Annotated in this window: 10 protein-coding genes; 4 read left to right on the forward strand and 6 right to left on the reverse strand. The window is 31.6% G+C overall.

Translation table 11 applies throughout. The annotated features are described in order from the left end of the window. Positions 1-117 precede the first annotated feature (117 nt). The 4 genes from ACFVR2_RS18390 to ACFVR2_RS18405 all read right to left on the reverse strand — a co-directional run bounded on the left by ACFVR2_RS18390 (position 118) and on the right by ACFVR2_RS18405 (position 5,960). Positions 118-1,506 carry a sensor histidine kinase gene (locus ACFVR2_RS18390; protein WP_387364857.1) on the reverse strand — a complete coding sequence of 463 codons (1,389 nt, stop codon included), beginning with the start codon at positions 1,504-1,506 and terminating at the stop codon, positions 118-120. After that, positions 1,503-2,180: a response regulator transcription factor gene (locus tag ACFVR2_RS18395; protein ID WP_387364860.1), complete on the reverse strand. Its 678-nt coding sequence runs from the start codon at positions 2,178-2,180 to the stop codon at positions 1,503-1,505. Before ACFVR2_RS18395 ends, ACFVR2_RS18390 begins: the two co-directional genes overlap by 4 nt. 622 nt (positions 2,181-2,802) lie before the next feature. After that, on the reverse strand, positions 2,803-4,062 hold the full coding sequence (locus ACFVR2_RS18400) for a helix-turn-helix domain-containing protein (protein WP_387364863.1): 1,260 nt from the start codon (positions 4,060-4,062) through the stop codon (positions 2,803-2,805). Between the two features lie 203 nt (positions 4,063-4,265). Next, complete coding sequence (locus tag ACFVR2_RS18405; RefSeq protein WP_387365086.1) at positions 4,266-5,960, reverse strand: M4 family metallopeptidase; 1,695 nt, start codon at positions 5,958-5,960, stop codon at positions 4,266-4,268. A gap of 263 nt (positions 5,961-6,223) precedes the next feature. Here ACFVR2_RS18405 and ACFVR2_RS18410 point away from each other — a divergent pair, with 263 nt between their 5' ends. The 3 genes from ACFVR2_RS18410 to ACFVR2_RS18420 all read left to right on the forward strand — a co-directional run bounded on the left by ACFVR2_RS18410 (position 6,224) and on the right by ACFVR2_RS18420 (position 8,320). Further along, positions 6,224-7,036, forward strand: a complete 813-nt coding sequence (locus ACFVR2_RS18410; RefSeq protein WP_387364866.1) for a DUF4047 domain-containing protein — start codon at positions 6,224-6,226, stop codon at positions 7,034-7,036. Positions 7,037-7,084: 48 nt separating this feature from the next. After that, on the forward strand, positions 7,085-7,633 hold the full coding sequence (gene sipW, locus ACFVR2_RS18415) for a signal peptidase I SipW (RefSeq protein ID WP_387364869.1): 549 nt from the start codon (positions 7,085-7,087) through the stop codon (positions 7,631-7,633). A 72-nt stretch (positions 7,634-7,705) separates the two neighbouring features. Next, complete coding sequence (locus tag ACFVR2_RS18420; RefSeq protein WP_387364872.1) at positions 7,706-8,320, forward strand: TasA family protein; 615 nt, start codon at positions 7,706-7,708, stop codon at positions 8,318-8,320. Positions 8,321-8,621: 301 nt separating this feature from the next. Here ACFVR2_RS18420 and ACFVR2_RS18425 read toward each other — a convergent pair whose 3' ends face one another. Continuing rightward, positions 8,622-9,182, reverse strand: a complete 561-nt coding sequence (locus ACFVR2_RS18425; RefSeq protein ID WP_387364875.1) for a shikimate kinase — start codon at positions 9,180-9,182, stop codon at positions 8,622-8,624. 342 nt (positions 9,183-9,524) lie between these two features. On the opposite strand from ACFVR2_RS18425, the gene ACFVR2_RS18430 reads away from it, so the two are divergent. Continuing rightward, positions 9,525-10,877 (forward strand): Nramp family divalent metal transporter, encoded by a 1,353-nt coding sequence (locus tag ACFVR2_RS18430; protein ID WP_387364878.1) that lies wholly within the window; start codon positions 9,525-9,527, stop codon positions 10,875-10,877. 164 nt (positions 10,878-11,041) lie between these two features. Here the strand turns inward: ACFVR2_RS18430 and ACFVR2_RS18435 are convergent, their stop codons facing one another. Beyond that, entirely contained in the window at positions 11,042-11,866 is an 825-nt protein-coding gene (locus ACFVR2_RS18435) for a MerR family transcriptional regulator (RefSeq protein WP_387364881.1), read from the reverse strand. Positions 11,867-12,264: the final 398 nt, after the last annotated feature.

The raw sequence follows: 12,264 nt of genomic DNA on the forward strand, positions 1-12,264 counted from the left end.
TCATCTCCTTTAACATACTAAATTGGAAAGAGTGTAAAAAGTAGCATCACTCTTTGTAATTTAAAGTATAGGAATGTTAGATGAACAACAGGTGAACAGTCGATTACAATTATAAAATCAGAACTCTTTAATATTAGGTATGGATAGATGAAATTTAGTTCCGTCGCCTACTTTACTCCTTACTTCTATGTGCCCATTATGTAATTCAATGATTTGTTTAACGATTGCTAAACCTAAGCCACTACTGGATTCCTTTCGATTCCTTGCTTTATCAACAATAAAAAATCGATTAAATATTTGTTGTAAATCATTTTCGGAAATGCCAATTCCGGTATCTTGAAATTCAATTTGAACACACGCTTCATTACTACTTAGTTTTATTGAGATTGCCCCACCTTCATGATTAAACTTAATGCTATTCGTCATTAGATTTGTCCAAACTTGATGCAGAAGATTCTTATCAGCATACACAAAAGTTTGTGGTAATTCCAAATCAATGGCCAAGTCTTTGTTCCTCCAACTCCATTCAGTTGTAAAAACTACTTGTTTAATTTGTTCGGCAATATCAAAAGTTGTTTTTTGCAATATACTTTCTTCCTTATCTAATGCGGCTAACGTTAATAATTGTTTACTTAACAAGGACATTCTTTTGCTTTCTTCTTCTATAATCGATAAATAATGATTTCTCTGATTTTCTGTTAATTTTTCAGTTTGTAGTGACTGTGAAAAACCTTGGATCGATGCAAGTGGTGATTGAATTTCATGAGATACATTCGAAACAAACTCCTGACGCATCGCTTCAATTTGTCCTAATTTTTGAGACATATGCGAAAAGTGATTAGCCAGTTTTCCTATTTCGTCTTGGCGTTTAATTTGCAATTGAACATTATATTTTCCTTCTGCAATCTTTTTCGTTGCTTCAGTTAATTTAATGATCGGTTTTACAATATATCTCGTACTAACTAAAACGAATATAATACTTAATACGATTGTCAGTAAAAGGAGTATGGAAAAGAGTATACGCAATTCACCAAATTGAAGCTGTACATTTGGTCGCATAAAAAGAGCCAAATGATTAGTACTCGATTTTATAGGAACACCAACTGTATTGCTCAATGTATTATCAAAAAAACCAGTCACAAATAATGATGTTGGAAATTCGGCAATACCATGATATACATTCCCATTTAAAACAGAATCAATCACTTTACGATCTAATTTCTTTTCTCTAAAAGCCCCTCCATAAAAAGATTGTTTTCCTTGAGGATCTACTAATAAAATTTGATAACCCAATTTACTAATACTTTTTAAGTAATTGCTTAATTCGATATCATTATTTTTTTCATAAAAAGTACCAACATCTAAAGCCATTTTAGTTAATTTTTTATCATTATAAGGCTTTAGATTATAGTGGTAATACACATTTGAAAAAAAGAAAGCCAATAAACTGCTAAAAATCATTACCCCGAGGATTGTAAGAACAATTCTTATGTATAAAGTTTTCACTTATCAGTGACCTCCAATTTATAACCAACACCACGTACAGTTTTTATACTAAAGTCATCCGTTAAAGTAGAAAATCTTTCACGTAAACGTTTAATATGAACATTTATTGTTCGATCATCACCTTCAAAATCAGCACCCCAAATTAATTGGATCAACTCATCACGAGTAAATATTCGATCCGGATAACTTGCCAATTGAGATAATAATTCAAATTCCTTCATTGGCAGCATAAGTAATTTTCCATTACAGTAAACTTCATAGCTTTTTCGATCGATAACGGTTTCGTTCAGTTTTATTTTTTGAGCACTAATCATATTGTATCTTCTTAACAATGCCTTAATCCGGAATAGAATTTCTTTTGGTTCAAAAGGTTTTGTCAAATAGTCATCTGTTCCTACAGCAAACCCTTTTTCTTTATCAGAAAGCTCGCTTTTGGCAGTTAACAATATTACCGGAAAATCATAATACTCTCTTATTTCCTCACAAAGCTGGTAACCATCTTTACCTGGCATCATAATATCTACAATCGCTAAATTAATTTGTTGATTTTCAAGCAATCTAGAAGCTTCATCTCCGTTAGCCGCTTCGAATGTCGTATAGCCTTCAGTTTGTAAATACATTTTCAGTAACTCTCTTATATGAGAATCATCATCTACAATTAAAATTCGAATCATAATTTATCCCCATTCTTTAAAATTAGTACAATTGTTTAAAAAATCATATCATATTTTAATTTTAATATCCTTTTTCTATTTTTCATGGGCAAAAATGCGGATGTATTATAACATGAATAAAAAAAGTTTTGTAATATAGTTTGTCCCCCATACATTTCTTTAATTTTAAACATAAAATTAATATGTAGTTTATAATGGCTGTTTTCGTAAATCTTGTTGCCTTTTAAAAAGATGCCTAGTTGAATTTACTCGGGAGGCATCTCAAATTTTCCCTTTTTCTGATACTCCTACAGAAACCCCACACCTTGTTTCTAATCAGCTTCTTTATTTACTCTGTGTTTTAAAATGATCGGTTTATAAACAACAACCATTTCGAAAAGAGTCAAACATAATAGAATTGTGTTAGAAATAGTAAGATTTGCCCCTACTTTTGATATTATTATTTCAACATAATGTAAAAAAAGTTCCTTTAAGGAACTTTTTTGCATATTATTGAAAAAACTAGTTGCCAATTAATTTTGGTGGCACTTTTAATCATTATTTATAATTTTATTTGCAGTGCAACTTTATTCTTCACACTCCTTCTTTAAAAAAATAAAAGAACTGTCTAAAAAACAGTCCTTTAGTTATGTATTTTAATAACACCTATTAAGAAGTTAGACATTTCGACTGCCTTCTCAAACTCTTTTTCTTCCACATAATAATCATACAACTCCTTACCATATCGTTTCATAAAAATAGTATGATTGCGTGACTTAAAGTATGGAAAAGCTGTTTTTTCTATGTACTGTATATATTCTTTCGTTTTATTTTCAATCGAATAGATTAGTAATGTAAACAGGATTTGATAATGTTGATTCTTTAAATTCTTTGCGATTGTTAGACCTTTTTGTGCACTATTTAATAAGGCAGATTTGCGCATTAATTTACCTTCAAATGAACTTTTAAGATAATTATTCAGTCGTTGAAGATAAATTACTGATGGCTTTTTTTCCAATTGTAATGCTGCTTTATAATATTTTTGCGCTTTTTCATAATCTTTTCTTTTATAATATTCCAAAGCAAAGTTATTTAATAACATCCCTGTTTTATCTGGTGCATTGAGCGTTTCACTATCATGAATCAAATTTTTATATGATTGTTTCAATTTTTTAAATTCTAAGTGTCCATCGTTGCTTGATTGTAAAAGCATTATTGATTCAGCATTTATGGCCCGTAAATAATTACTTGTATCTTTAAAATATTTAAGCGCTTTTTCTGCGTATACATAAGCCATTACCTTAGAATCAACCCATCCATATGCGACTGCTAAATGATAGTAATATTCTGGATTACCGTATTCGTTTAGATCAATCTTCTTTAATGTTTGTATTGCTTTATGATGATTTTCTGTACTTGAATTATTGTAATTATTTAAATAATAAATTCCTATTACATGCAAAAGGAGATTTCTTTCAAAAGGAGGTAGGTCTTTATAGTTTCTTTGTATACTTAGAATAATTGTATGAGTGTTTTTATAGTCGTTCTTTAAGAGATAATATCTTGCTAGCAGCAATTGATACAAAGCATCATATTTTGGCGAATTAATAAAAGGGCTTTTTTCTAGTTCTTTTTTATATGAATCAACTTCCTTCATTCTTAGTTTAATAATTGCTGTATGCCAGTTTAGTAGTTTATTTTCAAGATTTTCAAAGTTAGCAATTTCTTTTCGAATATCAATTTGTAATCGTTCTGAAAACAAGGTAATAATCTCAGATGAGTAAGATGTATTCCCTCTTTCAATTTTTCCTACGTGCTTGGAAGAGCAGATTCCTTTTCCTAGTTCTTCTTGTGTTAGCCCGGCTTTAGTACGATAAAATTTTATAACTTCTCCTTCGATCATTGATTGCTCCTCCTATCCTAAAACTTATACTAAATATACAATAGTTCAACTTAGTTTCCATCATGCTATTCACACAATTTATGAGGATATTTTAATGAAAAATTAATAATTATTACTTAGTATACATTTTAATAAATATAGGAAAAATTTAACAGAAAATAAGAAAACCATGAACAGGCAAACTAGTTCATGGTTTAATTTTATTATTCGTAAACACCTACAGAAGTATATGCATCCATAACAGCCTTCGTTTGAGCAGAAGGTACGCCATTTTTATCTGGGAAGAAATCACGTGATGCCTGAATTACCGCTGCTCTCATTTCTTTAAAGTTAGAATCAGCAGTTAGATATTTTAAAGCTTGGTAGTAAATTTTTTGTGCATTGTTTACGCCAACGCCAGTAATCTTATAGCCGTTATTTGTACCACCTTGTGTAATTAAGTATGCAGCCTTGTTGTTAATACCACTATTAATATGCACTCCACCATTATCTTCAGTACCTAAATATCGATCTTGATAAGTATCTGGGTAGTAACCTGAAGGCATATATTTCGTGCTTACACGTACTGAACCTGGATTGCTTAATGAACGGAGACCACCGTCACCTGGTTTAGTTGGAGTGTAAACATCTTCACCCATTTCCCACTCGTTTACTTTTGTTGTATAGATTTGAACGAATGTTCCAAAGATGTCTGCTAATGACTCATTAAGAGCTCCAGACTCTCCACTATATGTTAAATCTAGGCCAGACTTTTCAATCACACCATGTGTCATTTCATGTCCAATTACATCTAATCCACCAGAAAGTGCGCCTAAAACAACTCCATCGCCATCTCCGTATAACATTTGTTTTCCATTCCATGCTGCATTATTCCATTTAGCTCCCACGTGAACTGTACTAATTAAAGTCATACCTTTGTCATCTAAGCTGTTACGCTTAAATACATTTTGATAATATTTGTTTACTTTATCAGCATTAACATGAGCTGAAACCGCAGCAGGGTCATAGAAGAAGTTAGTTGGGCTAGTTGTTGTTACTTCAAATCCAGTAAATCCTAAAAGTGCTGATAAGATGATAAATGAATTTTCAGGCATGCGATGAGCATCAAATGTTGCTAGTGGTACGATAGTAGGGCTTGTTGTAGAACCAGTAATTGATCCACCATATAAATAGCTAGAACCAGTTGATGCATCTTTTCCAACTGGGAAAGTTTGCATTTTACCAAATACGTCCAAGCCCTTTCCAGTAGTAACTGTAAGTTTTGATACATCAACATTATCAATTGCATTGAAGCTATTAATGATTTCACCATTTGTAGCATCTACAAAATAATGGAAATATCCTGGTGCTGGAACAGAAGTTGAAGCCTTAACTAAAAACGCTAAGTAATACTTCCCTTTATATGGATAGATGGTTAATTGTGTATCAATTCCATCATAATTTTTAACAACTCCGATTTGTGAATCAATACTTTCTTTCGCAGTTGCTACAGCATCATCCTCAGAAATTGTAGCTTCAGTCGGAATAATTGCGCGAGATAATGTTTGATTTACATCACCAAATGATGCATATACATTGTTATTTGTGTCTAATGCTACAGTTTGTCCTGAACCATAAATCGGAATTCCTTTATACTGTTCAATTGTTCTTACATGGTAAGTATCAGTCACACTGTTAGCTTCTTCACCTACAATCTTAAATTGTTCCCATGCAGAACCTGATCTTGCTAGACTTTTTACCTTTGAATTCAGGTACGCTTTTACTACCTCTTCCTTACTTAAAGCTTGATTAACTGTCGCTGCACTTGCTTTTACATTTACAAATGAAGGTAAAGTTGTTAGTCCTCCACTAAATGCCACAGTTAATGCCATTACAGCTGGAATTGCTTTTCTTCTCATTCTTTTCTCTTTTTTCATTTTCAAAACTTTCACCCCTTATTTAATTTTGTTGCGACTGCAATTTTCATTATTGAGAAAATTCAAAATTAAATCAATACGTCAAACCCGGGTTCTTTTTTTAGTGGTTTTATAGCTTTTTATCCTAATAGCGACTAATTCCGACAAAAAACCACCGATAATCGACCCAAAAATAACCCGGTTTCAATTTTCTGACAACTGAGCAATAATGAATTTCAACAGGGCTATTGCAAAGGAGTGAAAATTTGAAACAAGCTAGGAAAAAAGTCTCCATCATCGTATGTTTATGTTCTATTCAATTTTACTTGGCAATGCAAACAGTTGGTCAAACGGAGGCAACCTTTTCTAGTCAGGCATCTTCAGAACAAGTCGTTTCAGCTGCCATTGTGTTTCCTAAAACAATCCAACAATTAGAAATAGCTGCAAAAGATCATTCAACTAGAGCAAATCATTTATATGATTCGATCATGAAGACATCTATTACTGGGACTTACACAGAATTATCAAATTTACTCACTACTGTTCTTAATGAGGAACATGAAATAAATAATGAGATTAAGAGTTTACAAAGTATTCAAGAGCAGTTGAACTCTTATCACAATCAAATTCATGAACTTCCAGAAACTGAACAAAGTAACTATGAATATGAGAGAAAAGGCTATCATGTTGTTAACCAACTAATCCATCAATTAAATGAAACAATTAATCTACAAAAGATAGCGTCTATTAAATCTACAATCCAAACCCAACTCAATGAAAGTAAAGAAAAGATTAATAACGATAATAATGAACCTAAAAATTCTACAGGTGTAAGTCAAAGCCAAAGTTCTAATAGTTCTGATACAGATTCAATACAGAGTAGGGATTCTAATAATTCTGATACCGACTCGATTCAAAGCCAGGACTTTAATAATTCCGATAAAGATTCAATTCTGAGCCGAGATTCTAATAATTCCGATAAAGATTCAATTCTGAGCCGGGATTCTAATCATTCTGATACAGATTTAATTCCAAGCCAGGATTCTGATTATACCAATACGGATACAAAGTCAGATTAAAATTCTAATAATTCAGTAAATAAATTTCAAACGAATAGGTGATCTCTCATGTTGAAGAAAATTTTATCAATTGTAGGTACTGTTTTTAAAAGCATTTCTATTGTCATCTTGTGTTTCTTAGCTTTTATTGTGATTTCATCAAGGTTTACAGGTGGGGATTCTACCATTTTAGGCTATCAATTAAAAGCTGTTTTATCTGGATCAATGGAACCTACATTTCATACTGGTTCAATTATTGCCGTAAAACTAGGTGCAAATCCATCATCATATCAAAAAGGCAACATTGTTACCTTTCACATGGACAATAAGCTGATCACTCACAGAATAGCTGCCGTCCATCATAAAAATGGTGAAACTTCATATAAAACAAAGGGTGATAACAATAACGCCCAAGACTTATGGACTGTGTATCCTCAGAATATTGTAGGAAAATATTCTAATTTCACGATTCCATATGTTGGCTATGCATTAAATTTTGTAAGCTCAAAAGCTGGATCAGCACTATTGTTAATTGTTCCAGGTATCCTTTTAACTCTTTCAGCGCTACGCAATTTATTCCAATTAAGAAAAGAGTTTGAACAAAAAACTGCAGGATGAAGTTGGTTAGATCTCTTAAGTACAAAATAAAAGCTTAAGAGTTTAATAAAAAAACCTTAAGGGGGAAATGAAATGAGTTTTACTAAGAGAATTGGTCAAGTTGTAATGAGTGGAGCAGTCGGTTTATCATTAATTAGTGGAGGTACCTTTGCATATTTCAGCGATACAATTAAAACTGATAATACGTTTGCAGCAGGTACATTAGACTTAGGTATGAACCCTAATGCTGTTGTTAACATTAGCAATTTAAAACCTGGTGATGAAGTATATCGTGAATTTACGTTAGAAAACAATGGAACTCTAGATATTAACAAAGTTTTATTAAACACTAAATATCAAGTTCAAGACGTAAAAAATAATAACACAGAAGACTTAGCTAAGCATATTAAAGTAACGATTATGTACAACACAAGCAGTGCTACAAATGAAATCGTTGAAACTACATTATATGACTTACAAAATCAAACTCCTGATTTAACGGCAATAAATCAATTTGTAGGTAGTACAAAAGATCCAGACGGCATAGCAGCAGGACAAAAAGAAAAGATTTTTGTATTATTCGAGTTTGTTGATAATGGAAAAGACCAAAACCAATTCCAAGGTGACAAGCTAAAAGTTGATTGGACATTTAATGCTCAAACTGGTACTGGTACATACTACGAGGACACTGATCCTAACAGCAACTAATACAAAAAAAGCCACCTATTTCAAATTAGGTGGTTTTTCTTTCATTTTGAAAAGTGAGTTTATCAATTAGTGTCTAACATGATCATTAAAGTTGATTGTGATTGATTTCCACTACAGCCTGTTTATGAGTATTTTATTTTCAATTTCTTTCTAAATTACTTACTCATGAACCTTTTATGAGTAAGATATTTTCATTTTTTTACTTCTTTACTTACTCATGAACCCTTTATGAGTAAGCTATTTTCTTCTTCTTCTTTTTTACTTACTTATGAATCTTTGAAAATTAGAAGTTAATCTCTACTTACAAAGCAAATCTTTCGTTAATTAATTTAGCTACTTCTTCTGCACTCATATTTGTGTTATTTATCTTTAGATAATTTTCTTTCTGAATTTCCCCTTCTATCGAATTTAATCTGTATTTTTCCATTGTCTTTATTAAATTATCTTCAGACCATTCAATATCTCTTTTTGTTGGCTTATGCTCTAATCTGTGCGGAGTTTTATTTCGTACAAGTCTCTCATCTAGTTCTGCTTCAAGTTCAACAAAATAGGTTGTTCCTCCTCTTAATTCAAATATGTTACAAACTTTCTCAACATAATCCCAATCAGATTTTTGATCCAGAGCCCACACATATGTAAAAATAATTCCATATAAGCTACTTTTTGACACCTCTTCAAATATTTCATTTCGAAATAAATTAACTAATCTACTACCTTCCTTTGTTCCATAATCAAAAAACTTACTAACTAAGTCGATTGTCATGTGATTATGAAACAATTTTAAATCTGTTATATTTTCTAGTTCATGTCCTATAGTCATTTTTCCGACAGCTTGAGGCCCGAATACTAATACAAACTTCATGGATCTCTCTCCCAAATATATTAATTTTATATAAGCGCCTACAAATGTAACTGAATTTTTTGACTAGTATATCACACTTGAAATTAATTAACTTGATAATAAACTTCAGCATCCTTAAAAAAACAGAACAATCTGAATGAATTGCATAAGAAATAGTAAAAAAGCAGAAACAAAGAAAAGGAAAATATTCTACGTATATTATCTGTTTACTAAAAATTTACGAAGTTATCAAAAATTTTTTATTACATTTGGGAACTATTGTGTTAAAATCAGCATATAATTTAAAAACTTTCCCTAGGGAAAAACTATTTGATGTGTACAATAAAACAGGTGGTGGGAAACATGTCACAAGAATCACAAGAAAAAGTCATATATAAAGAAGCCGGATGGAGACAGGAACATACACAACCTAGTTTGCAAGAGGTTCATCGTTCATTATCTGTTCCAAAGAAAGCTAGTAATTTCCGTAAGTTTCTAGCATTTGCTGGCCCAGGTTATTTAGTTGCAGTTGGATATATGGACCCTGGAAACTGGGCAACTTCAATAGCAGGTGGATCTGCTTTTAATTACAATTTATTATCTGTTATTTTAATTTCTAATCTTATGGCCATCATTCTACAATCATTAGCTGCTAAATTAGGTATCGTTACCGGTAGAGATTTAGCTCAGGCATGTCGAGACCACTTCAGTAAACCTGTATCATTTATGCTTTGGGTGCTTTGTGAAGCCGCAATTGCTGCATGTGACTTAGCTGAATTAATAGGGTCAGCCATCGCTTTAAATCTATTATTTGGTATTCCGTTGTTTTATGGAATTTGTTTGACAACTTTAGATATATTACTTGTTTTACTTTTACAAAATAAAGGATTTAGGTATATCGAAGCTTTTGTTATTTCATTAATCATATTAATTACTGGTAGTTTTGTTTTTGAATTGATTATGTCTCAACCTGATGTAAAAGCTGTATTTGGTGGATTCATTCCAAGTTCTCAAGTTATTACAGATCCAAAAATGCTTTATATTTCTTTAGGAATTTTAGGGGCAACTGTTATGCCTCATAATTTATATCTTCACTCTTCAATCGTTCAAACTAGAAAGTTTGATGTATCTGATGCTGGTAAAAAAGAAGCAATTAAATTCGCTACAATCGACTCAACAGTTGCATTAATGCTTGCATTGTTTGTAAACGCAGCAATCTTAATATTAGCTGCTTCAACTTTCTACAAATCGGGGCATACAAATGTTGCATCAATAGAAGATGCATTCCAGCTTCTTACTCCATTACTTGGAACAACTTTAGCAAGCACATTTTTCGGATTGGCATTATTGGCTTCAGGTCAAAACTCTACTTTGACAGGTACTCTAGCTGGGCAAATTGTAATGGAAGGCTTTTTAAATATTAAGCTTAAACCTTGGATAAGAAGATTAATTACTCGTTTAATTGCCGTTACACCAGCTCTTATCGTCACTTATTTTTACGGAGCAAAAGGAACTGCGGATTTATTAATACTAAGCCAGGTAATCTTATCTTTACAGTTATCTTTCGCGGTTATACCACTAGTCATGTTCACTAGTGATGCTAAGAAAATGGGTAAATTTGTTAATAAAACTTGGCTTAAATCAGTGGCTTGGTCGATTGCTTCAGTTATTGCAGTATTAAATGTATATTTACTTTGGGCAACATTCTTTAAATAATAAATTGAAAAAAAAAGATTGAACAGATGTTTGAATGACATTTGTTCAATCTTTTTTACTTCACTTTTTAAGAAACTTTGCATTGAAAGTAGAACCGATCATTTAAAAAGATCTAAGTTCTTTAAACGAAAAAAACAGAAAAACCCCTATGATTTTTCTGTTTTTTATGATTTATGACCATCTAGATTTAGATGATAATAACTACTAGCTTGTCTGATAAAATCTAATTCAATTTCTGGAATTGTATATGTTTTTGGCTTTTGATCTTCGGGTAATGATTTAAATCTTTCCCAAGATTTTTTCATGCCTTCTTTAATTTCTGGATCATTTTGACTATAGCGACTATTCATTTCCATCAAAAACTTAACAAGTTCTTGCGCTTCAACACTTTCAATTTTATATCCTTCTTGAACTAGCTCTGTTAACTTTCTTCTAAAATATTGATAATCATTTAAATGACGAACATGATCTCCTTCAGTCCATCCTCGCTTCGCTAATTTATGTAAAGTCTCTTTAGTGTATGACTGCTTGGCGATGTTCCTCATCACTTTACGGTCTTCAGTTGATAAATACTTATTTACCCAATCAGGCTTTAAATTAAAATGTGCCATTTGAATCAACTCTGTAACACTTTCATAATCAATTGAATCAGATTTTAGCGATGTTTCAACCTGCTCAATCACATTAATAATCTGATCAATTTGGTCTTTTTTACCTTTCAACATTGCTTTTTGTTCTTTTAACTTCTTAGATAAATCTAAACTACTTTCCGTTAAAATAGATTGAATATCCTTCAAAGAAAATCCTAAAAATTTGAAAGTAAGTATTGATTGAAGATGGACTAGATCAGAATCTGTGTATAACTTAAAACCCGATTCGTCGGTATTTGTTGGTATTAGTAAACCAATTTTGTCGTAGTATCGCAGTGTTCTAACAGAAATAGAAGTTTTTCTGGCAAATTCGGTTATATAATAAAACTTACTATCCACGATTCCTCCTCCTTTCTTTTCACAGTTTATACGGTTACGTAGCGTCATAGTCAATAGTATTAAATAAAGAAGGGCGTGGGGAATTCTCCGAGCTGTAAATAAACGATGAACTGCAATTAAATTTCTAAAACCGCAATTATGATTAAAAATTACTCATACCAGTTAATGTATTATGACATGAAAATTGTACAATATTGGCTATTCCCACATCGAAAACCTTCAAGTATGCTCTAATTCTTACTATATTGTATAAAATCTACTTATTATTTATAAAAAAGGGCAATCATATCAACTACAAATGAAAAGTGCAGCTATGATCCCTCTACATAGTTCATCAGTTATATTTTCAATACAAAAGGCCGCTCCTTCGTCAGTTAACCCGACATATGGAACAACCC

Source organism: Gottfriedia sp. NPDC057991 (assembly GCF_042886615.1).
Classification (GTDB): domain Bacteria; phylum Bacillota; class Bacilli; order Bacillales; family Bacillaceae_G; genus Gottfriedia.